At 70.8% G+C, this 23053-nt stretch carries 21 protein-coding genes; 8 read left to right on the forward strand and 13 right to left on the reverse strand.

The window, feature by feature from the left end; genetic code table 11:
* Window positions 1–6: 6 nt before the first annotated feature.
* Window positions 7–213 carry an exodeoxyribonuclease VII small subunit gene (locus AB0J88_RS03060; RefSeq protein WP_364355538.1) on the reverse strand — a complete coding sequence of 69 codons (207 nt, stop codon included), beginning with the start codon at window positions 211–213 and terminating at the stop codon, window positions 7–9.
* The gene (gene xseA, locus AB0J88_RS03065) at window positions 210–1463 is read right to left on the reverse strand and encodes an exodeoxyribonuclease VII large subunit (RefSeq protein ID WP_364355535.1); all 1254 of its coding nucleotides are present in this window, start codon (window positions 1461–1463) and stop codon (window positions 210–212) included. The genes AB0J88_RS03060 and xseA overlap by 4 nt, the downstream gene beginning before the upstream one ends.
* 102 nt (window positions 1464–1565) lie before the next feature.
* On the opposite strand from xseA, the gene AB0J88_RS03070 reads away from it, so the two are divergent.
* Window positions 1566–2558, forward strand: a complete 993-nt coding sequence (locus AB0J88_RS03070) for a 4-hydroxy-3-methylbut-2-enyl diphosphate reductase (RefSeq protein WP_364355949.1) — start codon at window positions 1566–1568, stop codon at window positions 2556–2558.
* Here the strand turns inward: AB0J88_RS03070 and AB0J88_RS03075 are convergent.
* Genes AB0J88_RS03075 through AB0J88_RS03085 form a run of 3 tightly spaced genes read right to left on the reverse strand, consistent with a single transcriptional unit; the run spans window position 2547 to window position 4792 of the window.
* Window positions 2547–3134, reverse strand: a complete 588-nt coding sequence (locus AB0J88_RS03075; RefSeq protein WP_364355532.1) for a hypothetical protein — start codon at window positions 3132–3134, stop codon at window positions 2547–2549. The two genes, AB0J88_RS03070 and AB0J88_RS03075, sit on opposite strands and share 12 nt — an antisense overlap.
* Before the next feature lie 29 nt (window positions 3135–3163).
* On the reverse strand, window positions 3164–3604 hold the full coding sequence (locus tag AB0J88_RS03080; protein ID WP_364355529.1) for a hypothetical protein: 441 nt from the start codon (window positions 3602–3604) through the stop codon (window positions 3164–3166).
* A gap of 54 nt (window positions 3605–3658) precedes the next feature.
* Entirely contained in the window at window positions 3659–4792 is a 1134-nt protein-coding gene (locus AB0J88_RS03085; RefSeq protein WP_364355526.1) for a DNA recombination protein RmuC, read from the reverse strand.
* Between the two features lie 53 nt (window positions 4793–4845).
* On the opposite strand from AB0J88_RS03085, the gene AB0J88_RS03090 reads away from it, so the two are divergent.
* Window positions 4846–5631: a hypothetical protein gene (locus AB0J88_RS03090; protein WP_364355523.1), complete on the forward strand. Its 786-nt coding sequence runs from the start codon at window positions 4846–4848 to the stop codon at window positions 5629–5631.
* Between the two features lie 77 nt (window positions 5632–5708).
* Window positions 5709–6365 carry a hypothetical protein gene (locus tag AB0J88_RS03095; RefSeq protein WP_364355520.1) on the forward strand — a complete coding sequence of 219 codons (657 nt, stop codon included), beginning with the start codon at window positions 5709–5711 and terminating at the stop codon, window positions 6363–6365.
* On the opposite strand, the gene valS is transcribed toward AB0J88_RS03095, so the two are convergent.
* The 6 genes from valS to AB0J88_RS03125 form a co-directional block, all read right to left on the reverse strand.
* Window positions 6362–8902: a valine--tRNA ligase gene (gene valS, locus AB0J88_RS03100; RefSeq protein WP_364355517.1), complete on the reverse strand. Its 2541-nt coding sequence runs from the start codon at window positions 8900–8902 to the stop codon at window positions 6362–6364. The two genes, AB0J88_RS03095 and valS, sit on opposite strands and share 4 nt — an antisense overlap.
* Window positions 8865–10985: a transglycosylase domain-containing protein gene (locus AB0J88_RS03105; protein ID WP_364355514.1), complete on the reverse strand. Its 2121-nt coding sequence runs from the start codon at window positions 10983–10985 to the stop codon at window positions 8865–8867. The genes valS and AB0J88_RS03105 overlap by 38 nt, the downstream gene beginning before the upstream one ends.
* A 166-nt stretch (window positions 10986–11151) precedes the next feature.
* Window positions 11152–12990 carry an ABC transporter ATP-binding protein gene (locus tag AB0J88_RS03110; protein WP_364355511.1) on the reverse strand — a complete coding sequence of 613 codons (1839 nt, stop codon included), beginning with the start codon at window positions 12988–12990 and terminating at the stop codon, window positions 11152–11154.
* Window positions 12987–14750 (reverse strand): ABC transporter ATP-binding protein, encoded by a 1764-nt coding sequence (locus AB0J88_RS03115; protein ID WP_364355508.1) that lies wholly within the window; start codon window positions 14748–14750, stop codon window positions 12987–12989. Before AB0J88_RS03115 ends, AB0J88_RS03110 begins: the two co-directional genes overlap by 4 nt.
* A gap of 27 nt (window positions 14751–14777) precedes the next feature.
* On the reverse strand, window positions 14778–15254 hold the full coding sequence (locus AB0J88_RS03120) for a methylated-DNA--[protein]-cysteine S-methyltransferase (protein ID WP_364355946.1): 477 nt from the start codon (window positions 15252–15254) through the stop codon (window positions 14778–14780).
* An 11-nt stretch (window positions 15255–15265) separates the two neighbouring features.
* Window positions 15266–16684: an AlkA N-terminal domain-containing protein gene (locus AB0J88_RS03125; protein ID WP_364355505.1), complete on the reverse strand. Its 1419-nt coding sequence runs from the start codon at window positions 16682–16684 to the stop codon at window positions 15266–15268.
* 110 nt (window positions 16685–16794) lie between these two features.
* On the opposite strand from AB0J88_RS03125, the gene AB0J88_RS03130 reads away from it, so the two are divergent.
* From AB0J88_RS03130 to AB0J88_RS03140, 3 genes are all read left to right on the forward strand, one after another.
* Entirely contained in the window at window positions 16795–17883 is a 1089-nt protein-coding gene (locus tag AB0J88_RS03130) for an MBL fold metallo-hydrolase (RefSeq protein ID WP_364355502.1), read from the forward strand.
* A gap of 1103 nt (window positions 17884–18986) precedes the next feature.
* The gene (gene ychF, locus AB0J88_RS03135) at window positions 18987–20072 is read left to right on the forward strand and encodes a redox-regulated ATPase YchF (protein ID WP_364355499.1); all 1086 of its coding nucleotides are present in this window, start codon (window positions 18987–18989) and stop codon (window positions 20070–20072) included.
* 252 nt (window positions 20073–20324) lie between these two features.
* Complete coding sequence (locus AB0J88_RS03140) at window positions 20325–20585, forward strand: YciI family protein (protein WP_364355496.1); 261 nt, start codon at window positions 20325–20327, stop codon at window positions 20583–20585.
* On the opposite strand, the gene AB0J88_RS03145 is transcribed toward AB0J88_RS03140, so the two are convergent.
* On the reverse strand, window positions 20575–20946 hold the full coding sequence (locus AB0J88_RS03145) for a PH domain-containing protein (RefSeq protein ID WP_089247116.1): 372 nt from the start codon (window positions 20944–20946) through the stop codon (window positions 20575–20577). The two genes, AB0J88_RS03140 and AB0J88_RS03145, sit on opposite strands and share 11 nt — an antisense overlap.
* An 82-nt stretch (window positions 20947–21028) precedes the next feature.
* Between AB0J88_RS03145 and AB0J88_RS03150 the strand changes: the two genes are divergently transcribed.
* Entirely contained in the window at window positions 21029–21787 is a 759-nt protein-coding gene (locus AB0J88_RS03150; protein ID WP_364355492.1) for an SDR family oxidoreductase, read from the forward strand.
* A 176-nt stretch (window positions 21788–21963) separates the two neighbouring features.
* Here AB0J88_RS03150 and AB0J88_RS03155 read toward each other — a convergent pair whose 3' ends face one another.
* Window positions 21964–22275 (reverse strand): 4a-hydroxytetrahydrobiopterin dehydratase, encoded by a 312-nt coding sequence (locus AB0J88_RS03155; RefSeq protein ID WP_364355943.1) that lies wholly within the window; start codon window positions 22273–22275, stop codon window positions 21964–21966.
* A 180-nt stretch (window positions 22276–22455) separates the two neighbouring features.
* Between AB0J88_RS03155 and AB0J88_RS03160 the strand changes: the two genes are divergently transcribed.
* Window positions 22456–22893 (forward strand): (deoxy)nucleoside triphosphate pyrophosphohydrolase, encoded by a 438-nt coding sequence (locus AB0J88_RS03160; RefSeq protein WP_364355489.1) that lies wholly within the window; start codon window positions 22456–22458, stop codon window positions 22891–22893.
* The last annotated feature ends 160 nt before the right edge of the window (window positions 22894–23053 follow it).

Consider the following 23053-nt stretch of genomic DNA (forward strand, 5'->3'; position numbering starts at 1 on the left):
CGGCCGCTACGCCTCGGCGCCGGCCTGTTGGCGGGCGGCGTCCAGGCGTTCGCGGGCGCCGTCGAGCCAGTGCTGGCAGATGTCGGCCAGCCGCTCGCCGCGCTCCCAGAGCGCCAGCGACTCCTCCAGCGAGATGCCGCCCGCCTCGAGCTTCTCGACCACCATCGCCAGCTCGGCGCGGGCCTGCTCGTAGCTCAACTTCTCGTCGGTCACCGGTTCTCCTCGCTCGTGCTCGCCTCGTCGACCGTCGCCGACAGTTCACCGTGGGCCAGGCGGACCCGCAAGACGTCGCCCTTGGCGACCTCGGTGGCCGCGCGTACGACGTGGCCCGAGCGGCCCTGGACGATCGCGTAGCCGCGGTCGAGGGTGGCCGCCGGCGACAGGGCGCGCAGCCGGGCCACCGTGTGCCGCAGGTCGGCGCCCGCCGCGCTGATCCGGTGGTCCAGCGAACGCCCGGCGCGGTCGCGCAGCGCGGTCACCTCGGCGGCCCGGGAATCGATCATCACGTGCGGCCGGGCCAGCACCGGGCGGGACCGCACCGCGTCGAGCCGGTGCTGCTCGCGGTCGAGCAGGCCGCGCACCGCCCGGTCGAGGCGCTGCCGGGCCTGCCCGATGATCCGGATCTCCTCGCCCAGGTCGGGCACGATCCGCTTGGCGGCGTCGGTCGGCGTCGAGGCGCGCACGTCGGCGACGTAGTCGAGCAGCGGCGCGTCGGTCTCGTGGCCGATCGCGCTGACGACGGGGGTGCGGCAGGCGAACACCGCGCGGCAGAGCGCCTCGTCCGAGAACGGCAGCAGGTCTTCCACCCCACCGCCGCCGCGGGCGATCACGATCACGTCGATCGACTCGTCGGCGTCGAGCACCTTGAGCGCGTCGATGATCTGCGGCACCGCGGTCGGACCCTGCACCGCGACGTTGATCGTCCGGAACTCCACCGACGGCCACCGCCGCCGCGCGTTGGTGAGCACGTCGCGCTCCGCCGCGGAGGCGCGCCCGGTGAGCAGCCCGATCCGGCCCGGCAGGAACGGCAGCCGCCGCTTGCGGCGGGAGTCGAACAAGCCTTCGGCGGCCAGCGCCTTCTTCAGCCGTTCGAGGCGGGCCAGCAACTCGCCCAGGCCGACCTGGCGGATCTCGTCGGCGCGCAGGCTTAGCGTGCCCCGGGCGGGGAAGAAGTCCGGCTTGGCGTGCAGGGTGACCCGGGCGCCTTCTTCGAGGTTGGGCGCGCCGAGGTCGAGCACGTCGCGGTTGGTCGTGACGGTCAGGCTCAGGTCGGCGGACGGGTCACGCAGAGTGAGGAACACGGTGCTGGCGCCGGGCCGGCGGCTGATCTGGGCGACCTGGCCGTCGACCCACACCCAGCCGAGCTTGGCGATCCAGGTGCTGATCTTCTGGCTCACCACCCGCACCGGCCACGGCTCCTCCGCGGTGCTCTTGGGGATGCCGTTGGGCTCGGGGGAGGTCACCGCACCACCCTACGGCGAGCGGGCCGCCGGTCGGTGGCGGTGCGCACTCCGGGCGCACGACATTCTGCCGGGCGCGGTCCCGCCACGTACCATTGGCGGGTGATTGAGGAACCCGCCCGTAAGCGTGTGCTCCTGGCCAACCCGCGCGGCTACTGCGCCGGCGTCGACCGTGCCGTGCAGACGGTGGAGGAGGCCCTCAACCTCTACGGCGCGCCGATCTACGTGCGCAAGCAGATCGTGCACAACAAGCACGTGGTGGCCACGCTCGAGCGCCGCGGTGCGATCTTCGTCGAGGAGAACGCGGAGGTGCCCGAGGGTGCCACGGTGGTCTTCTCGGCCCACGGCGTCGCGCCCGAGGTGCACGAGCAGGCCAAGGCCCGCCAGCTCCGGGCGATCGACGCGACCTGCCCGCTGGTGACCAAGGTCCACCAGGAGGCCAAGCGGTTCGCCGCCGACGACTACGACATCCTGCTCATCGGCCACGAAGGCCATGAAGAGGTGATCGGCACCGCCGGCGAGGCGCCCGCGCACGTCCAACTCGTCGACGGGCCGGAGGGCGTCGACAAGGTGACCGTGCGCGACCCTTCCAAGGTCGTCTGGCTGTCGCAGACCACCCTGTCGGTCGACGAGACGCTGGAGACGGTCGAGCGGCTCAAGGTGCGCCTGCCGCTGCTCCAGTCGCCGCCGAGCGACGACATCTGCTACGCCACCCAGAACCGCCAGCAGGTCGTCAAGCAGATCGCGCCCGACTGCGACGTGCTGATCGTGGTGGGCTCGCGCAACTCGTCCAACTCGGTGCGCCTGGTCGAGGTCGCCCTCGACGCCGGTGCCCGGGCCTCCTACCTGGTCGACTACGCCAGCGAGATCGACGACGCCTGGCTGGCCGGCGCCAACACGGTCGGCGTCACCTCCGGCGCGAGCGTGCCGGAGGACCTGGTCGACCAGCTTCTCGACCACCTCGTCGAGCGGGGCTTCGAAGACGTTTCCGAGGTGACCACGGTCGACGAGCGCCTCGCCTTCTCGCTGCCGCAGGAGCTCAAGCGCGACATGAAGGCCGCCGCCGCGGCCAGGGCCGGCTCAGCCTCAGCCGACTAGGACCCGGGTCGCCGAGGTCAGCTCCGCGGGGTCGTCGGCCCAGAAGTGCAGCTCGGTCAGCGGCCCGCGGGGCAGGCCGACCTCGATCGGCGACGTGAACACGAGCTCGACGTTGGTCTGTCCGAGCACCACGACCTTGCCGATCAAACCGTCGGCGGTCTCCTCGAACTGCACGCCCTTGCTCTTCTCCAGCGGCCGGTTGCGGGTGCGCACGGCGGCGACCGACGACCACGGCACGAACGCGTCCACCGTGAACCCTGAGCGGATCCGGATGCCCTCCGGCTGCACCAGGTGCGGGTGGATCCGCACCGCGCCCAGCAGGCCGACCATCCAGAGCAGCCCCCAGATGCTCACCGCGAACGCGATGATCTGCACCGTGCGCCAGGGCAGCAGGAAGTGCAGGATCGGGATCTCCACGATCGAGACACCGATGAAGGCCAGCAGCACGGGCGTCGTCATGGCGCTGTAGCCGAAGCGGGCACCCGGGCCGGCCGGGTCGGGACGGCGGAAGATCCAGCGGAAGAGGCTGACCCAGACGCCGCGCTCGTACGTCGTGGCGGTGCGAAGGAGGCTCACCCTTCGCAGTTTACATTACAGTCGCAATGTCATAGGCGCTGTGCCGACGTGATCGTCGCCGGTGTGCCCTGCTGACACGTGGTGACCAGGTCGGAGCGGACCTCCAGGGTCGCCTTCACGCGTACGCCCTCGTAGACCAGGCTCGTCGGCGCGTTGGTGAGCAGGTAGCCCTCGAGCAGCAGGCAACCCGGCTCGACGCCGGCGGTCACGGTGCCGGTGACATTGACCACCTTCGGCGTCTTCGCACCGGACGGGCGAGGGCTGGCCGGCCGGGGCGACGGGTCACGGCCCGGCGGCTGCGCGGTCGTGGTGGGCGCCGGCGGCACGGCCGGCACGGTCGACGGCGTCGGGCCGGATGCGGTCGTCGACGTCGAGGGCGCCGGGATCGGGTCGCCCTCCCGGGAGGTCGCCGAGCAGCCCGCGAGGGCCACCACCATCACTGCCACCAGTGGACCGGTCAACCTGCGCATGACGTCGAAGTGTGTCATTGGAATGGGACGCACGCCACCGCTGCGGCGGTTCCCTCAGATGAGCTCAGGAGCCTGGAGCTGGCGCGGCATGCTCTCCACCTGCGGCGGCGCCACCAGGTCGTCGCCGGAGACGCCCAGGTCGGCCAGCTTGCGCGCGCTCACCAGGACGCGGGCCTCCAACGAGCCGACCGCGCGGTTGTACGACGTGACCGCCGTGCCGAGCGACGAGCCCAGCTTGCCCACGTGGTCGCCGAGGGTGGCCAGCCGGCCGTAGAGCTCCCGCGCGAGCTCGTGCACCGCGACCGCGTTGCGGGCCAGCGCCTCCTGGCGCCACGAGTACGCGACCGTGCGCAGCAGAGCGATCAGCGTCGCCGGGGTGGCCAGCACGACATTGCGGGCGAACGCGTGCTCCAGCAGCGTCGGGTCGCGCTGCAGCGCCACGTCGAGGAACGGGTCGGCCGGCACGAACAGCACCACGAACTCGGGCGACTGGGCGAACGCCGACCAGTAGGACTTGGCCGCCAGGTTGTCGACGTGTGCGCGCAGCGCCCGGGCGTGCCCGTCGAGGTGCTGGTCGCGGGTGCGCTCGTCGCGCGCCTCCATCGCGGTCAGGTAGGCGTCGAACGGCGCCTTGGCGTCGACCACCACCGACCGCCCGCCGTGCAGCCGGACCACCAGGTCGGGTCGTACGCCCTGGTGGTCGGTCGACGCCGTCACCTGCTCGGCGAAGTCGCAGTGCTCCAGCAGGCCGGCCGCCTCGACGATCCGGCGCAGCTGGTGCTCGCCCCAGCGGCCCCGGACCTGCGGGGCGCGCAGCGCCGCCACCAGTTGCTTGGTCTCGGTGCGCAGCTCGCCGGAGACGGTCGACATGGCCCGGACCTGCTCGCGCAGCTCGGCGTAGGCGTCGACGCGCTCCCGCTCCAGCTCGGCGACCCGGATCTCGTAGCGGCGCAGCGTCTCGTGCAGCGGCGCGACCGCCCGGGCGACCGCCTCCTGCGACTGCACCGTCGCCTCGAAGGACAGCGCCCGCATCGACTGCTCCAGGCGCCCCTCGCCCTCGCGGCCGGCATCGATCGTGGCTTCGAGCCGGGCGATCCGGGACGCTGAGCGCGAAACCGCCGCAAACCACCCGGCCACCGCCCCGAGCGCCAGGCAGAGGACCACCACGGCCACCGTCGAAAGGTCCATCCGGTAAGACTGCCAAACCGGTGCGACATGACAAGGCGACGTACCGTCGTGTCATGGGTTGGTTGTGGTTGATCGCGCTGCTGGTGATCGTCATCGCGCTGGTGTTCTACTACCAGCGCGGCGTGGCCGGCCGGCGCGAACGGGAGTTGACCGACGCGCGTGCCGAGGCGCAGCGCTGGTACGAGCGACTCGGCGGGCAGGTGATGAACCTGCACGGGTCGGAGCCGGCGGTCCAACAGGCGCTGTCCGACGCCGGTGAGCGCTACAACGCGGCCGGCGGCCAGTTGCAGCAGGCCCGGTCCGTGCGGCAGTACGAGCTGGCCCGGGAGACCTCGCTGGAGGGCCTCACCTACATCCGGGCGGCCCGCACCGCCATGGGCATCGACCCGGGTCCGGAGCTGCCCCAGCTCGCGTCGGCCCGGGGCGTCGGCACGCTCACCAAGGAGCGCACGGTCGACGTGCAGGGCCAGCAGTTCACGGCCGGTCCGCAGCCGAGCAACCAGACGCCGTACTACTACCCCGGCGGGCGCTACCAGGGCCGGCCCGTGCCGTCCGGTTGGTACTCCCAGCCGTGGTGGCGTCCGGCGCTCGGCGGCGCCGCGGGTGTCGTCGGCGGCCTGCTGATCGCCGACGCGCTGTTCTCGCCGGCGTTCGCGGACCCGGGCTACGGCTACGACGCCGGCTACCAGGAGGGCTTCCAGGACGGCACCGGTTACGACGGCGGTGACGGTGGCGACGGTGGCGGCTACGACGGGGGCGACGGCGGCGGCGACTTCGGGGGCGGCGACTTCGGCGGCGGCGACTTCGGGGGCGGCGACTTCGGGGGCGGCGACTTCTGATCCACCCGCCGGCCTGACCCACCCAGGTAGGGCTAGCCGGATGGTGTCCGGGGCTCGCGGTCGGCACAGTAGGTGACGTGACCACGACGTATCCGCAGACCTCGACCGAGACGCCCACGCCGAGCCGGTCGTCCGGTCGGTCGGCACCCTGGCTGGCCGGCGGCGGCATCGCGTTGTTGGCCTGCGCGCTGGTCAGCGGCCTGGCCCAGGCCGCCCACGACTTCCGCTGGTGGTCGTTGTTCGTGGTGATTCCCACGTCGTTGATCAGCGCGGCCGGGTTCGTGGCGCTTCGCCGGGGCGGGGGCATCCTCGGGTACGCGGTCGGCAACCTCGGCCTGATCGCGTTCGCGGTCGGCGTGATGCTGATGTTCGGCGACGTGCCCCGGTTCTGGCCGCTGCTCATCTCCCTCCCGGCGGCGGCGATCGCGGGCAGTTACTGGTGGCGCCCGCAGGACCCGCTGGGCCGCTCGTTCCACCGCACCCTCGCGATGCTGGCCACCATCGCGGTCGTCCTGGGTCTCGCCTTCCAGGCGCTGCGTTTCGACCTGTTCCACCTGGAGCCCCGCTGGTGGGCCTGGTACATGGTCGCGGCCGGCCTGGTCGTGGTGGGCAACGGAGCCGAACTGGTCCGCCACCGCATGGTCTACCGGGTGTCGGCCGCGGCCCTCGCGGCCGGCCCCGGCATCATCACGATCCTGCTCGGCATCCGCTTCCTCCGCGGTTGGTGGTTCTAGAAAGCCGAAGCGACGACCAGTTCGGTGGTGCGATCGGGCAGGAAGTCCAGCTTTCCGATGTGGCCGGCTGCGCGGAGGTCGTCGGCGGCCAGAGCCAACGTCTCCAGCATCGCGGCCGGACCGAGGACCTCGGCCAGCGGCACCGGGGTGCGCATCGAGACCTTGCGCGTTGACTTGGCCCGGCGCACCTGGGTCAGCGCGTCGCCGGCCAGTCGCAGCAGTTCGGGCGTCGCGTCGCCGGCCAGCTCGTGCACGGTCGGCCACGGCGCCTTGTGCACCGAGCCGTAGCGCCACCAGGACCAGACCTCCTCGGTGACGTAAGGCAGGAAGGGCGCGAACAACCGCAGTTGCACCGAGAGGGCGGTGGCCAGCGCCGCCCGGGCGGACCCGGACGCGGTCGTGTCGCCGTAGGCGCGTTCCTTGACCAGCTCGATGTAGTCGTCGCAGAACCGCCAGAAGAACGACTCGGCGGCCTGCAGCGCGGTCGTGTGGTCGTACGCCTCGAATGCCGTGGTGGCCGTGCCGACCACCTCGCGCAGCCCGGCGAGCATGGCCCTGTCGAGTGGCTCGGTGACGTCGCCCGCCGCCGCGCCGAAGCTCAGCGCGAACTTGGACGCGTTGAGGATCTTCGTCGCGAGCCGCCGCCCGATCCGGATCTGTGCGGGGTCGAAGGCGAGGTCGGTGCCCGGCCGGCCGCTGGCCGCCCAGTAGCGCACCGCGTCGGAGCCGTTGTCGACCAGCAGGTCCATCGGCGTGACCACGTTGCCCTTGGACTTCGACATCTTCTTGCGGTCGGGGTCGAGGATCCAGCCGGAGAGCACCGCGTCGCGCCACGGCAGGGTGCCGTGCTCGAAGTGCGCCCGCACGACCGACGCGAACAGCCAGGTGCGGATGATCTCCTGCCCCTGCGGGCGCAGGTCCATCGGGAACACCCGGGCGAACAGGTCGGGGTCGGTCTCCCAGCCGGCGACGATCTGCGGGCTCAGCGACGAGGTGGCCCAGGTGTCGAGCACGTCGGGATCGCCGGCGAACCCGCCCGGCACGCCGCGCTGCTCCTCGGCGTAGCCCACCGGCACGTCGGACGTCGGATCGACCGGGAGCCGGTCTTCGGTCGGCACCAACGGGTTGTCGTAGTCGGGCCGGCCGTCCGCGTCCAGCGGGTACCAGACGGGGACCGGCACGCCGAAGAACCGTTGCCGGCTGACCAGCCAGTCGCCGGTGAGCCCGCCCACCCAGTGCTCGTAACGGTGCCGCATGTGGGTCGGCACCCAGTGCAGCTCGCGACCCCGGTCGAGCAGCGTGGCGCGCAGGTCGGCGTCGCGGCCGCCGTTGCGGATGTACCACTGTCGCGTCGAGACGATCTCCAGCGGCGAGTCGCCCCGCTCGTAGAACTTCACCGGGTGGGTGACCGGGCGCGGCTCGCCGATGAGGTCGAGCGTCTCGGAGAGCATCCCGACGATCTCGCGGCGGGCCTGGTTGACGGTGCGGCCGGCCAGCTTCGCGTATTTCTCCGGGTCGACGCCGTGCGGCGGCTCGGGCAGCAGCCGCCCGTCGCGACCGATCACCACGCGGGTGTCCAGCCGCAGCTCGCGCCACCAGGTCACGTCGGCGAGATCGCCGAACGTGCAGACCATCGCGATGCCGCTGCCCTTGTCTTTCTCCGCCTGCGGGTGCGCGTGCACCGGCACCTCGACCCCGAAGACGGGGGTACGCACGGTGCTGCCGAACAGGTGCGCGTAGCGCTCGTCGTCGGGGTGGGCCACCAGCGCCACGCACGCGGGCAGCAGCTCGGGCCGGGTGGTCTCGATGTAGACGGGCTCGTCGCCCGGGCCGTGGAAGCGCAGCCGGTGGTAGGCGCCCGGCCGCTCTCGGTCTTCGAGCTCGGCCTGGGCGACCGCCGTGCCGAAGCCGACGTCCCACAGCGTCGGTGCCTCGGCCGTGTAGGCCTCGCCCCGGGTCAGGTTGCGCAGGAAGGCCCGCTGCGAGGTGGTGCGCGCGTGCCGGCCGATCGTCGTGTAGGTCAGCGACCAGTCGACGGAGAGCCCCAGCCGGCGCCAGAGCGCTTCGAACGCGCGCTCGTCGTCGGCCGTGAGCCGCTCGCACAGCTCGATGAAGTTGCGCCGGGAGATGGCCGTGGGGTTCTTCCGCGCGGCGTCGTCGACCGGTGCCGCGGGCGGCGTCCAGGCCGGGTCATAGGGCAGAGCGGCGTCGCCGCGCACGCCGTAGACGTTCTGCACGCGGCGTTCCGTGGGTAGGCCGTTGTCGTCCCAGCCCATCGGATAGAACACCATCTTGCCGCGCATGCGCTGGAACCGGGCCACGGTGTCGGTGTGGGTGTAGGAGAACACGTGGCCCATGTGCAGCTCGCCGGATACGGTCGGCGGAGGCGTGTCGATGGCGTATACGTCAGACCGGGCCTTCGACCGGTCGAACGCGTACGTTCCCGCCTCCTGCCACCGGTGCGACCAGGTCTCCTCGATGCCGTCCAGCGACGGCTTCTCAGGGATCCCGGCGCGACCTTTCGCCGTATCCGTCATAGCGCCAGGGTACCGCCGGGTTCGAGCCATTTTCGAAGGCCAGCGCCTGGCTCGGCGGGGTGAAACCGTGCTCCGGCGATCCGCTGACGGCTTCTCCTAGAACATCGGACACGGCCTTGATGACCTCGGTCTGCACCGCGCCGCCGACCCCGTCGGAGGGGTGCGCCGGGTTGGCCGCGATGCCGGCGGCCGCGACCTGCGGGGTGAAGCCGACGAACGACTCGGTGGCGTTGCCCTCCGCGCTGCCCGTCTTGCCGGCGACCGGCCGACCGCCGAGCATTGTGGACACCTGGGTGGCCGTGCCCCCGTCGCACTGGCCGTAGGCGCCGCCCTGACCGACCGGGCAGCGGGCGGCGTCCACCGCGGCACGGGCGACGTCGGGTTCGAGCACCTTCTTGCATTCGGGCTCGCCGGCCTGGACCGGCTTTCCGGCGGCGTCGCTGATGCCCTTGACCGGCAACGGCTTGCAGTACGTGCCGTCGGCGGCGATCGTCGCGTACGCGTTGGCCAGGTCCAAGGGGGTGGTGTCGGCGACGCCGAGCGTGAACGAGCCCCAGTCGCCGGCGTCGTTCTCGGCCCGTTCGGCGTCGGACTTCGCGCGGAACTGGATGCCGAGCCGCTGCGCCATCTCCACGACCTTCTCGGCGCCGACCTGTTCCTCGAGGTGCACGAAGTAGGTGTTGACGGAGCGGCCGAAGCCGGTCCACATGTTGCGGTAGCCGTCCATCCACGATGGATTGTCGTTGGCCGGGCAGTAGTAGCCGTCGCAGGACGCCGGGCCGCTGTCCGGCCAGCCGGTCCTGAGCCGGGAGGGCGCGTTGAAGCCGGAGTCCAGCGTGTAGCCGTTCTCCAGCGCGGCCAGCATCGTGAACAGCTTGAAGGTCGAGCCGGCCTGGTAGCCGGTCACCGAGTCGCCGCCGGCGACCAGTTGGTCGACGGTGTTGCCGGCGCCCTTGGCGACGCTGTAGTGCCGGTTGACGGCGAGGGCGAGGACTCGACCGGTGCCCGGCTGCACGGCGGCGATCGGCAGGGCCTTCGCGGAGTCGTAGCCGTAGACGCTGGTGGCGGCCTCGGTGGCGGTCTGCTGCACCTCGCTGTCCATCGACAGCGTGATCCGGTAGCCGCCGTCGCGCAGGGCGGCCAGGCGCTTCTGCGGCGTGTCGCCGAACGCCGCCTGTCGCTGCCACCACGAGACGAAGTAGTCGCAGAAGAACCGGCTGTCGGCCGGGCTGGCCGCGGTGCACCCGTTGGGCACGGTGCCGGGCTTGAGCCCGAGCGGCTGCTGTTTCGCGTGGTCGGCGTCGGCCTGGCTGATGTCGCCGGCCTTGACCAGCGCGCCGAGCACGTAGTCGCGCCGGCTCTTCGCGGCGTCCTTGTCGCCGTGGATCGGGTCGTACGCGTCGGGCGACTGGACGAGGCCCGCGAGCGTGGCGGCCTGGGTGAGGGTCAGGTTGGCCGGCGTCGTGCTGAAGTAGGTCTGCGCGGCGGCCCCGATGCCGTACGCGCCGGCGCCGAAGTAGACGATGTTGAGGTAGTTGCCGAGGATCTGGTCCTTGCTGAGCGCGTGCTCGACCGCGACGGCGTACCGCATCTCCTGGATCTTGCGCCCCACGGTCTCCTCGGTGGCGGCGTCGCGTTGCTCCTGGGTGGCCTTGGGATCGGTCTTGAGCACATTCCGGACATATTGCATGGTCAAGGTGGAGGCGCCCTGCTCGGTCTCGCCGCTGCGCCCGTTGGCCACCAGCGCCCGAGCCACACTGCGCGGATCAACGGCGCCGTGCTCGTAGAACCGCGTGTCCTCGGCGGCGACGATGGCCTGGCGCATCACAGGCGCGACCGCGTCCAGCGCGACATCGGTGCGGTTGAGATCGGCGAAGGTCGTGATCAGCGTCTTGCCGTCGGCGGCGTAGAGCCGGGACGCCTGCGGGACGCTGGGGTGGGCCAGGGCGTCCGGAAGGTCGGTCGTCGCCACTGCGACCTTGGTGGCGACGAACCCGGCCAGCAGCCCGGCCGGCAACGCGCCGGCGGCAACCAACAGACCCACCACGCCGGCACCGATCGCCAGCCGTGTCCATCTCGCCATCGACGCCTCCCCGAGTGACCTGCACTCAGGCTGTCCCAGCCTCGAGTGATCCTCACTCAGGATCCGCATGTTCTACGGAAATGCCCAGCTACCGGGCCAAATTCACACACCCCTGCCAGCAAGCGTTCAGCCGGCTGCCAGCGGTGAGTCACGCAGCGCGGTCGGGTCAGAGCAGCGAGTCCTGCCACTGGGTGTGGAGCCTCGCGTAGCGGCCTCCGCCGGTGATCAGGCGGCTCGGTGGGCCGTCCTCGACCACCCGGCCGTCGTCGACGACCAGGACGCGGTCGGCGATCTCGACCGTGGACAGGCGGTGGGCGATCACCAGGGCCGTGCGTTGGCGCAGGATCGTGCGCAGCGCCCGTTGGACGAGCCGTTCCGTCGGCACGTCCAGCGACGACGTGGCCTCGTCGAGGATCAGCACGCCCGGGTCGGCCAGGAACGCCCGTGCGAAGGCCACCAGCTGTCGTTGGCCGGCCGACAACCGACCACCCCGCCGGTGTACGTCGGTGTCGTAGCCCTCCGGCAGCGCGGCGACGAACTCGTGCGCCCCGATCGCCCGGGCCGCCGCCACCACCTCGGCATCCGTCGCGTCGGGGCGGCCGAAGCGCAGGTTGTCGCCGACCGTACCCGCGAAAAGATGGTTCTCCTGGGTGACCATGACGACGGCCCGGCGCAGGTCGGTGTCGCTCACGTCCCGCAGGTCGACGCCGTCGAGCCGGACGGTGCCCGAGTCCGGGTCGTAGAACCGCGCCACCAGTTTGGCCACCGTCGACTTGCCCGCCCCGGTGGCGCCGACCAGCGCGACGATCTGGCCCGCCGGTATCTCGATGGTGAAGTCGCTCAGCACCGCCGGCCCGTCGCGGTAGCCGAAGGTGACGTTCTCGAACGTGATCGCCCGGCCGCCGTCGGCGGTCGGCAGCGGCACCGCGCGGGCCGGCTCCGGCACCGCCGGCCGCTCGTCGAGCACCCCGGCCAGCTTCTCCAGCGCCGCCGTCGCCGACTGCAACGCGTTGTAGAACTGGCTCAGCTCCTGCATCGGCTCGAAGAACCGGCGCAGGTAGAGCAGGAACGCGGCCAGCACGCCGATCGGCGTGCGGCCGTGCAGCACCTGCCAGCCACCGAACGTCAGCACGCCGGCGATCGCCACGTTGCCGATCAGCTTGATGCTGGGCGAGTACACCGCGATCAGCCGGAACGCGCGCAGCGACGCCACCCGGTAGTCGTCGTTGAGCTGGTCGAAGATCTGCTGGTTGCGGGGCTCGCGGCGGAACGCGTGCACCGCCCGGATGCCGCCCAGCGACTCGACGAAGTGGACGATCACCAGAGCGACGGCTTCCCTCGTACGCCGGTAGGCGATCGCGGACGCACGGGCGAACCAGCGCGACAGGAACAGCAGGAACGGGAACGTCAGCAGCGTCACCAGGGCCAGCGGCGCGTCGAGGTAGAGCAGCACCCCGGCCACCGAGACGACCGACAGCCCGGCCAGCACCAGGTCGTCGATGCCGCCGTCGACGAGCTCGCTGATCGAGTCCATGTCGCTGGTCAGCCGGGCCACCATCCGGCCGGAGGTGTAGCGCTCGTGGAACCCGATCGACAGCCGCTGGAAGTGGTCGTAGACCCGTTGCCGCAGGTCGCGCAGCACGTCCTGGCCGATCCGGGCCGACAGGCGCAGGAAGCCGCGCTTGCCGAAGTACTCCGTCAGGGCGGCCGCCACGAACGCCAGGCCGACTTCGATCAGGATGGTCGGGTCGCCCTGGCGCAGTGGCGGGATGCCCTTGTCGATGGCCAGCATCACCAGGAACGGACCGGCCATCCCCGCGGCGCTCTGCAACAACAGCAGGGCGACGGTCGCGGCCAGCGCGCGCCGGTGCGGGCGCACCAGCGAACCCAACAGCATCCGGCTGCGGACCCGCAGGCGCGCGACCGCCGCGGGGTCACTGGCCTCTGCGGCGGTCCGGTCGGCATCGAGGTCGGCGGCCCGGCCGCGCCAGGCGTGCGCCGTCATGCGGCGTCCGCGATCGCCGCCGCCTCGGAGAGCACCGCCCGGTACGCCGGCACGGTCGCGAGAAGCTCCGAGTGCGTGCCGGTCGCGACGATCACCCCACCGGCGAGCAGCGCCACCCGGTCGGCCAGGGCGACCGTCGACGGGCGGTGCACCACGAGCAGCGCGGTGGTGTCCGCCAGGACCCCGGCCAACGCCTTCTCGACCAGCGCCTCGGTGTGCACGTCGAGGGCCGACAGCGGGTCGTCGAGGACCAGCACCCGGGGCCGGCTGAGGATCGCCCGGGCCAGCGCGAGCCGTTGCCGCTGGCCGCCGGAGAGCGAAAGGCCCTGCTCGCCGACCCGGGTGTCCAGACCCCATGGCAGGTCCTCGACGAAGTCGGCCTGTGCCAGCGCGAGCGCCTCGTGGATCTCGTCGTCGGTGGCGTCGGCCCGGCCGAGCGCGAGGTTCTCCCGGACCGACATGGAGAACAGCGTCGGCTCCTCGAACGCGACCCCGACCACCTCGCGCAGCGAGCACATGCGCAGGTCGCGGATGTCGTGGCCGTCGAGGGTGATCCGGCCCGAGGTCACGTCGTACAGCCGGGGCACCAGGGAGACCAGCGTGGTCTTGCCGCAGCCGGTGGTGCCGACCACCGCGAGGGTCTCGCCCGGCCGCACGGTCAGCGAGATGCCCCGCAGCACGGGCACGTCGCTGCCGGGATAGCTGAACCAGACGTCGTCGAAGCGCACCTCGCCTCTCACCTGCCCGGCGGGTCGGGCGTCAGGTCGGTCCACGATGGATGGTGGGGCGTCGAGCACCTCGTAGATGCGGTCCGAGGCGGTCATCGCCTCCTGCGCGTTGCCGATGATCCAGCCCAGCGACTCGATCGGCCAGATCAGCATGAGCTGGAGCGTGACGAAGGCGACGAGCTCGCCGATCGTGAGCCGGCCGGCGGCGACCTCCATCGCGCCGGCCACCAGCACCGCGGCCAGCGTCAGGTTAGGCACCAGGTCGAACTGGGCGGACGTGCCGGCGAGCTGGCGGCCCTTGTCGACGGCGGTGTCCCGCAGCCGGTCGGCGCCGCTGCCGAACTGGTCGCTCATGAACGCCTGCCGGCCGAACGACTTCACCGTGCGCAGGCCGCGGGCCGTCTCCTCGACCTGCGTGGCCAGGTCGCCCTGCTCGTCCTGCATGCGCCGCGACGTGCGCAGGTAGGTGCGGGTGAACCGGCGGCTGACCACGACCAGCGGCACGGAGCTCGCCGCCACGAGCAGGCCGAGCGGCCAGTGCAGTTGGATCAGAAGCCCGACCACCACGGCGTACGTGGCCAGGTTGACGATCAGGAACAGCAGCCCGAAGGAGAGGAAGCGCCGGATCACGGACAGGTCGGCGGTGACCCGGGCGAGCAGTTGGCCGCTCTGCCAGCGATCGTGGAACGCGACCGGCAACCGCTGGAGATGTGCGTAGATCTCCTGCCGGATGGTGGCCTCCATGCCGAGCGCCTGACTCGACTGCGACCAGCGGCGGATGAAGGTGAGCGTGGCCTCGGCGACGCCGAACAGAAGGGCCAGCGCGCCGAGCGCGAACAGGCCGCCGGCGTCGTGGTGGGCGATCGGTCCGTCCACCACGCGGCGGACGACCAGTGGCACCGCGATGCCGACGGCGGTGCCGGCCAGTGCGGCGAGGATCAGGCCGGCGAACTGGAGGCGGTAGGGGCGGAGGTAGCGGCGAAGCCGCCACAGGTTGCGTACCCCTGACTGATGGTCACCTTTGGTACGCACCCCGTGACGGTAAACGCTGCCGGTGTCCTAGCGCATCTCGTGCCCGAGAAGCCACTTTTTCACGTGGAGTCCGTAGCGGTAGCCGCCGAGGGTGCCATCGGTGCGGAGCACCCGGTGGCAGGGCACGAACGGCGCGATGGCGTTTCGGGCGCAGGCTTGCGCGGCCGCCCGGACCGCCGTGGGCCGGCCGGCCAGTTCGGCGAGCTCGGTGTACGTGACGGGCTCGCCGGGCTTGACCTGTCGGAGCGTCTCCCAGGCGTGGCCGAGGAAACCGCCGCCGGTGACCTGCTCGACCGGCACCGTGTCGAGCGCCGTGAGATCACCGTCCAGGTAGGACTGAACCGCTTCGGTGATCGGGCCGAGCTGTGGTCGGGGCGTCGGCTGACCACGCAGACTCGGGTGTACGAGGGCCATCAGCTCGTCGACGCTGTCGGTGAAGCCGGCGGCGCGCACGACACCCGCGTCGGTCGCGATGATGGTAAGCGGGCCGGTCGGGGTGGACATGGTGGTGGTGTTCACGCGTTCCTCCAGAGACGGATCAGGGCGTACGAGCGCCACGGCCGCCAGTTCGCGGCGTGCGCTTCCAGTGCTTTCGGGTCGTCCGGCAGGCCGAGGTTCTTCGCGCCGCGGCGGACGGCCAGGTCGGTGGGCAGGAAGACGTCGGGGTCGCCGGCGGCGCGCATCGCGACGTAGCCGGCTGTCCAGGCGCCGATGCCCGGCAGCGCGACCAGGCTGCTGACCAGTTCCTCGCGGTCGGCACCGAGGTCGAGGTCGACGGTGCCGTCGACCACCGCGCGGGCCAGGCCCCGGATCGTTTCCCGGCGGGCGGCCGGCATCGGCAGCGCCTCGTCCGGGAGTTCCGCGACGGTGGCGGGGTCCGGGAAGCCGGGCTGGCCGGCCGCGGCCGCGATTCGGCCCAGGAGCGTGCGCGTCGCCGGCACCGAGATCTGCTGGCCGACGATCGCCCGGACGGCGGTCTCGAATCCGTCGACCGCTCGTGGGACGCGTACCCCCGGCTCCTTTTCGATGATCTTGGTTAGTTTCGGGTCGGCCGCCAGGGTGGCGTCGATCGCCTCTGGGTCGGCATCGAGGTCGAGCAGCCTTCTGCAGCGCGCGACCGCGGGCGCCAGGTCGCGGACGTCCTTGAGCTTCAGGGTCGCGGCGACGTGCGCGCCGGTGCCGTGGCCGGGGATCGGCGTCAGGGCCACCTCGCCCGCGCCGTGGGGGAGGGCCATCGTGCGGCGGTAGGTGCCGTCGGTGACCTCCTCGACGTCGGGGATGGCGCGGGCGGCGAGGAACTCGAGGAGCGCGGTGGCGTGCAGCGGGGGGCGGTAGGCGAGGCGCAGGTTGACCACGCCGGCTTCCTTCGCTCTGGCCTTCGTCTCGCGCAGGGTCGACGGCGGGCCGCCATACACCTCCTTGATCGTGTCGTTGAACTGCCGCACCGAGCCGAAACCCGCCGCGAACGCGATCTCCGCGAGGCCGAGGTCGGTGGTCTCTACCAGGATCCGGGCGGTCTGGGCGCGTTGTGCCCGCGCCAGCGCCAGCGGGCCGGCGCCGAGCTCCTCGGTGAGCATCCGGTGCAGGTGGCGCTCGGTGTAGCCGAGCCTCGAGGCGAGCCCGGGCACGCCCTCGCGGTCGACCACGCCGTCGCCGATGAGCCGCATCGCGCGCCCGACGGTGTCGGCGCGGACGTCCCATTCGGGTGAACCCGGGGCGGCGTCGGGGCGGCAGCGGCGGCAGGCCCGGAAGCCCGCTCGCTGTGCTGCGGCGGCACTGGGGTAGAAGCGGACGTTTGCCCGTTTTGGCGTGATGGCCGGGCAGGAGGGCTTGCAGTAGATGCCGGTCGACGTCACGGCTGTGTAGAACCAGCCGTCGAACCGCTGGTCGCGGCTGTCGACTGCCCGGTAGCAGCGCTCGAACTCCAGTTCCATGCCCTCGATCCTGCCTTGCTTTCTGTCGTCCAGCTCGCGGGATTCGGACATGGCCGTTGGCTGTGTGGACGCTCAGGTTTTTGTCGGTGCGTTGTTGCACACTTGTGGTCATGGCGAAGAAGTCGACTTTGGCGTTGGGTCTCCTGGGCGCCGCCGCGGCGGCGCTGGCGTGGGCGGCACGTGACGTGCCCCGGGCCATGGGCGCCAGCCCCGAGGAGCGCCGGGTCGCCCCGTCGCCGCAGTGGCGCGACGGCAAGTTCCACAACCGGGTCCCGGCCCGCACGCTGACGCAGCCGGGTGGCTCGATGCTGAGCTCCTTCCTGCGCGACCGCGAGCGCCGCAAGCCCCGCCTGCCGATCCCGCTGTCGGCGCCGTCGCACGCCACGACCCAGGGCCTGCACATCACCTGGTACGGGCACTCGTCCGCGCTGGTGGAGATCAACGGCGACCGGGTCCTGTTCGATCCGGTGTGGAGCGACCGCTGCTCACCCTCGCACCTGGTCGGCCCGCGCCGGCTGCACGAGCCGCCGGTGGAGCTCTACGAGCTACCGGCGCTGTCCGCGATCGTGATCTCCCACGACCACTACGACCACCTGGACCTGCCCACGATCCAGGAGCTGGCCCGCACGTCGATGGCCCCGTTCGTGGTCCCCCTGGGCGTCGGAGCCCACTTCGCCCGCTGGGGCATCCCGCCGGAGCGGGTGATCGAGCTCGACTGGGACGAGTCGATCACGGTCGCGGGCCTGACCCTGACGGCAACGGAAGCCCGCCACTTCTCGGGCCGGGGCTTGGCTCGCGACGAGACGTTGTGGGCGTCGTGGGTGATAGCGGGCCACGGCCGCAAGGTCTTCTACACGGGCGACTCAGGCTATTTCGACGGCTACGCCGAGATCGGCGCCGCACACGGCCCCTTCGACGCGACGCTGATGCAGATCGGCGCCTACGGCGAAGGCTGGCCGGACATCCACATGACGCCGGAAGAGGCGGTCAGAGCTCACCAGGCGGTCCGGGGTGAGCTTTTGATCCCGCTGCACTGGGGGACGTTCGTGCTGGCCTTCCATGACTGGTCAGAGCCGGCGGACCGCCTGTGGTCGGAGGCCAAGGCCGAGGGGGTGACGCTCGCGGTCCCACGCCCGGGGGAGCGGGTCGACGTGGACTCTCCGCCGGCGGTCGACGGCTGGTGGCAGGCGATCGCCTAACCGACGACGCAACCCTGCCGCGGTGTGGTCTGGCGGGTCTGCCTGGGTTGGGCTGTGGCCTGCCCTGGTGTGACCTGCGCCGCGGTCCGATAGACCGGTCCGACCTGCGCCGCGGTCCGATGCGCCGGTCTGACCTCCGCCGCGGTGTGGTGTGGCGGGTCTGACCTGGTTGCGGTGCGGTCGGATTGCGGGGGTCTGGCCTGGGTTGCGGTGTGGTCTGGTTGGTCTGACCGGGTCGGGTGTGGTCTGCCGGGGTCTGATCTGTGCTGCGGTCCGTCACTGGGTCTGGCCTGTTGCTGCGGTCCGGTCACCTGGGTCTGGCCTGTTGCTGCGACCCGGGTCTGATCTGCGCTGCGGTCCGGTCACCCGGGTCTGGCCTGTGCTGCGGTCCGGTCACCCGGGTCTGGCCTGTGCTGCGGTCCGATGCGCCGGGTCTGGCCTGTGCTGCGGTCCGATGCGCCGGGTCTGGCCTGTGCTGCGGTCCGATGCGCCGGGTCTGATCTGCGGTGTGGTCGGGTGCGCCGGTCTGGCCTGGGTTGCGGTGTGGTGTGGCGGGTTTGACCTGGCTCACGGTGCGGTCCGATCCGTTAGGTCTCCTTCAACGCGGGTGCTGGGTCTGGCCAACCGCACCAGGGTCCACCTTCCCCGGCGCGGAAGACCCGGTTCGGCTGAGCGCCTTTGCGATCGCCACGTCCCCGCCGCCCCTTGAGGTCTGCCGGCGAAATGTGGCCGAGGTGATCGTGTGCACGCCATCAAGTGGCTCAGGTGCTCGCGTCATGATCAGGTGCATCTGATCTGGGGTTCTTGCGGCGTGTCACCCAGATGCAGCGCACCCGATCATGAAGTGGGTGCGGAGTGCTCTCGATGAGATGCACACGATCATGGGATCGGATCCGGCGCGGCGCGGGTCTGAGCTTTTGACCCCTACCCAAGGCGGACCTGGCAGCGCAGCGCAGCGGAGCGGTCCCCGGCGGGAGCGACGGTCGTGCCCCCGACGAACCCGGGACCAGATCTGATCTTCAAGGGTGTTTGATCTTCTCCTGCGGACGCCCATCCCAAGCCGGCCACGACCCGCTTCGCTTCGCTGCGTAAGCTGGTCTGTTGTGAGTCTGACCATCGGGATCGTCGGCCTGCCCAACGTCGGCAAGAGCACGCTGTTCAATGCACTGACGAAGAATGACGTGCTTGCGGCGAACTACCCATTCGCAACTATCGAGCCGAATGTCGGTGTTGTGGGGTTGCCGGATGAGCGGCTCCCCAAGTTGGGCGCTCTGTACGACTCGCAGAAGATCGTGCCCGCTCCCGTTTCGTTCGTTGACATCGCCGGGCTTGTTCGCGGGGCCTCCAAGGGGCAGGGGCGGGGCAACGCGTTCCTCGCCAACATCCGCGACGCTTCGGCGATCTGCCAGGTCGTGCGGGCCTTCTCGGACCCGAACGTGGTCCACGTCGACGGCAAGGTGTCCCCGGCCGACGACATCGAGACGATCAACACCGAGCTGATCCTGGCCGACCTCCAGACGATCGAGAAGGCTCTGCCGCGGCTCGAGAAGGAGGCGAAGCTTCGCAAGGAGCGCGCCGCGATGGCCGCCGCCGCCAAGGCCGCCGGCGAGCTGCTCGACACCGGCGTGACGCTCTACGCGGGCGCCAAGGCCGCCGGCATCGATGTCGAAGAGCTCCGTGAGCTGCACCTGCTAACGACCAAGCCCTTCCTGTACGTCTTCAACGTCGACGAGGAAGAGCTCAACAACGCGGCGTTCCTCGACGAGCTGCGCGCCCTGGTCGCTCCCGCCGAGGCCGTGTTCATGGACGCCAAGGTCGAGTCCGAGCTGATCGACCTGCCCGAGGACGAGGCGCGCGAGCTGCTGGAGTCGATCGGCCAGCCCGAGCCGGGCCTGAACCAGCTCATCCGGGTGGGGTTCCGGACGCTGGGCCTGCAGACCTACCTGACTGCCGGCCCGAAGGAAGCGCGCGCCTGGACGATCCCGGTCGGCGCGACCGCTCCGGAGGCGGCCGGCGTGATCCACTCCGACTTCCAGCGCGGCTTCATCAAGGCCGAGATCGTCTCCTACGACGACCTGATGGCAGCGGGCTCGATGAGCGCAGCCAAGGCAGCGGGCAAGGTCCGCATCGAAGGCAAGGAATACACGATGCAGGACGGCGACGTGGTCGAGTTCCGGTTCAACGTCTGATCCGGTACTGCCTGGCGGCGAGGTCCGGGCGTCGGCCGACCAGCCCGGCTGGATCGAGGTCCTGGTCCGCGACGCCGGCGGGCGCAGCCATCGCATCGTGGAGAACACGGACCTCGGCGTCGCGGCCGACGCACCGTTTCCGATCGAGTTGTGGCTTGACGCGGAGGTGGCGAACGGCCGTAAGGGCCGGTGCCCTGCGAACGGGTCGACGCTGGTTACGCTGTCGACCCGACGACAGCTAGGGGATCACCGATGTATCTGCTCGAGCTCGCCTTCGACGACAACCCCGAGCGGCTGCAGCACCGGCCCGCGCACCGGGAGTTGCTCGCGGCCCTCAAGGAGCGCGGGAAGGTCGCGATGGCTGGTCCGTACGCCGACGAGTCCGGGGCGCTCCTGATCTTCGACGTTGACACCGTCGAGGAGTTCGAGGAGCTCGTCGGCGCCGATCCCTACTACCGTGCGCCCGGTGTCACCATCGCCGCCAAGCGTGAGTGGAACCCCGTCATCCGCTGATGTAGTGCAGCACCACGTTGTGGACGTGGTGGGCCTTGTCGGAACCGCGGAACTCCACCTCGTACGTGTGCGCACCGACATGAATGGCGATCGAGCCCGTCGAGAAGAACGCTCCGCCCCACGACTTGTTGCTCACCACGCTCACGCTGGTGATCTTCGCGTACGGGATGCTCGTGATGGCGACCTTCTTGCCGATGAACGACTTGTCCTGCACGATCACGCGGCGGTTCGTGACTCCGATGAAACCCGTCCCGGCGCCGATCGCGTCGTACACCGCGATGACCTCCTCGCCCTGCAACAGGCCGCTTTCGATCTGCCGCAGCTGCTCTTTCCGGTCGTACTTGGCGTTCGTGGTCGTCATACGAACGACGCTAAGGGCCACGGTCAAGCACGTCAGATTTCTCACGCTAGGCAGCACGGGTACGGCCCGGCATGCTGTCGCCATGGCTCTCGACGGTGTGGTGGCGTTGGTGACTGGCGGTTCGCGGGGGATCGGGCGTGCTGCGGCGCAGCGGCTCGCGGAGAGCGGCGCGACCGTGATCGTGCACTACGCGACCAACAAGGCCGCCGCACAGGAGACATTGGACAGTCTCGGCGCGGGCGACCACGAGATGCTGCCGGCGGACCTCAAGGACCCCGCCCAGATCAAGGAGCTCGTCGAGCAGGTCGTCGCCCGTCACGGGACGATCGGGGTCCTGGTCAACAACGCCGGGACGTACGAGCCGCACCCGGTTCTCGAAACCTCCTACGACGAGTGGCAGGACGTCTGGCGGCGGACGATGGACACGAACCTCACCGGGCCGGCGAACCTGATCCACGAGGTGGTGCCGCACATGGTCGCCGGCGGCGGCGGGCGGATCGTCAACATCACCTCGCGCGGCGCGTTCCGGGGTGAGCCGACCCATCCCGCCTACGGCGCCAGCAAGGCGGGCCTCAACAGCCTCAGCCAGTCGCTGGCCAAGGCGCTCGGTCCGCACAACGTCTACGTCACCGCGATCGCTCCCGGGTACGTCGACACCGACATGGCCGCTCCGTATCTGAACGGGCCGCGGGGCGAGGCGATCCGCGACGAGACCGCCATCGGGCGCATCGCGGACGTCGACGAGGTGGCGAAGCTGGTGGTCTTCCTGGCCACCCCGGGCACGGAGTCGATGACCGGCGGGGTCATCGACATCAACGGCGCTTCCTACCTGCGTACGTGACGGCGACCGCGGCGACCAACGCGCACAGGGAACCGCACAGCAGTGCTGTGCCGATGGCGGAGTCCGTGGCTTCGTAACCGTCCGTGACGAGGAAGGGCCACACCGCACCGGCTAGGCAACCGAGGAGAGTGGCTCCGGACACCCACAGCAGCGAACGGCGGTAGGTCACCGCCCGGCTACGCCTCGTTGAGGACGAGACGGTAGGCGTCTTCGATCCGGGCCGCGAGCGTTACCTCGCGTTCCGTGATCGACACCCCGTCGGCGGCGGCGAGCTTGACCTGTGTGTAACCATCGAGGCGACGGATTTCAGCCCTCAGGTGCAGCGCGTCCGCGCAGACCTTCACCCGTTCGGTGAGATCGCTGTGCTGCGAGTTGTCGAGCTGGAACACCCGCTTGAGCTGCTTGTCCTCGCGCGACCAGCCGGCCAGCAGGGCGAGCGCGTCTGACAGATAGTCGCCTCGGGCCCGACCGTTCCACAGGGCTCGCATCCACACCTCCCAGGCGTCGTTGCCGGCTTGTGGCCAAATCGCCGCCATCTCGTCATGGTTCGGTGCCCTCAGTCTTTCGCTGACCGGCCCTGGTGTCCACGCCCACATTTACCCCTTGTGGTGACCTAGGGGACGGCTCCGGCACCCGAAACGACATTTCATCTGGCACGCTGGTTGGTCGTGCACGCCGAACGTCCAAGTCAGTCCGTCAGCCGGGGGAGCGCGGCCATCCTCGTCATCGTCGGTGCCGCCATCGTTGCTGAGCGTAAAGTTTTGGCCTGTGCCCGGGCACATCCTCCGGAATTAGCCGGCATGTGGGAGTTTCCCGGCGGGAAGGTCGAGCCGGGTGAGTCCGAGACCGGGGCACTCGTGCGGGAATGCCAGGAAGAACTGGGTGTGCGGATCGCGGTCGGTGATCGCATCGGCGACGATATCCCGTTGGGGCACCGCCGTACCGTATTGAAGATTTTCGCCGCACGACTGGTTGACGGCGACCCACGACCGTTGGAACATGCCGCCCTGCGCTGGCTGAGCCGAGACGAACTCGACGACGTGGCCTGGCTCCCGGCCGACGCCCCGATCGTGGAAGCCCTCCGCGCCGGCCCCTGGCTGACCTGAACCCAACGCAACGGACCCTTGCTGGCGCTCTCCGCTTAGGAAGCGACTGCTGGTGCCGCAGCGCCCGCCCGACTCGGCTTCTGCGTGAGACGGCGCTGCGTGGGGTGGTGGCTGCGCGATGCGGCGCGCCCGTGGGGTGGCCGCGTGGGTGGGTGGCCGC

Origin of the sequence: Asanoa sp. NPDC049475, from assembly GCF_040676915.1 — a bacterium.
GTDB lineage: Bacteria > Actinomycetota > Actinomycetes > Mycobacteriales > Micromonosporaceae > Asanoa.

What these genes read in the sequence shown, in the direction of transcription:
- AB0J88_RS03110 (WP_364355511.1), bottom strand. Translation starts at nt 12,990, where the DNA reads ATGACGGCGCACGCCTGGCGCGGCCGGGCCGCCGACCTCGATGCCGAC.
- AB0J88_RS03120 (WP_364355946.1), bottom strand. Translation starts at nt 15,254, where the DNA reads ATGTCCACCCCGACCGGCCCGCTTACCATCATCGCGACCGACGCGGGT.
- AB0J88_RS03140 (WP_364355496.1), top strand. Translation starts at nt 20,325, where the DNA reads ATGTATCTGCTCGAGCTCGCCTTCGACGACAACCCCGAGCGGCTGCAG.
- AB0J88_RS03125 (WP_364355505.1), bottom strand. Translation starts at nt 16,684, where the DNA reads ATGGAACTGGAGTTCGAGCGCTGCTACCGGGCAGTCGACAGCCGCGAC.
- AB0J88_RS03085 (WP_364355526.1), bottom strand. Translation starts at nt 4,792, where the DNA reads ATGGACCTTTCGACGGTGGCCGTGGTGGTCCTCTGCCTGGCGCTCGGG.
- AB0J88_RS03155 (WP_364355943.1), bottom strand. Translation starts at nt 22,275, where the DNA reads ATGCGAGCCCTGTGGAACGGTCGGGCCCGAGGCGACTATCTGTCAGAC.
- AB0J88_RS03080 (WP_364355529.1), bottom strand. Translation starts at nt 3,604, where the DNA reads ATGCGCAGGTTGACCGGTCCACTGGTGGCAGTGATGGTGGTGGCCCTC.
- valS (WP_364355517.1), bottom strand. Translation starts at nt 8,902, where the DNA reads ATGACGGATACGGCGAAAGGTCGCGCCGGGATCCCTGAGAAGCCGTCG.
- AB0J88_RS03150 (WP_364355492.1), top strand. Translation starts at nt 21,029, where the DNA reads ATGGCTCTCGACGGTGTGGTGGCGTTGGTGACTGGCGGTTCGCGGGGG.
- AB0J88_RS03145 (WP_089247116.1), bottom strand. Translation starts at nt 20,946, where the DNA reads ATGACGACCACGAACGCCAAGTACGACCGGAAAGAGCAGCTGCGGCAG.
- AB0J88_RS03090 (WP_364355523.1), top strand. Translation starts at nt 4,846, where the DNA reads ATGGGTTGGTTGTGGTTGATCGCGCTGCTGGTGATCGTCATCGCGCTG.
- AB0J88_RS03105 (WP_364355514.1), bottom strand. Translation starts at nt 10,985, where the DNA reads ATGGCGAGATGGACACGGCTGGCGATCGGTGCCGGCGTGGTGGGTCTG.
- AB0J88_RS03130 (WP_364355502.1), top strand. Translation starts at nt 16,795, where the DNA reads ATGGCGAAGAAGTCGACTTTGGCGTTGGGTCTCCTGGGCGCCGCCGCG.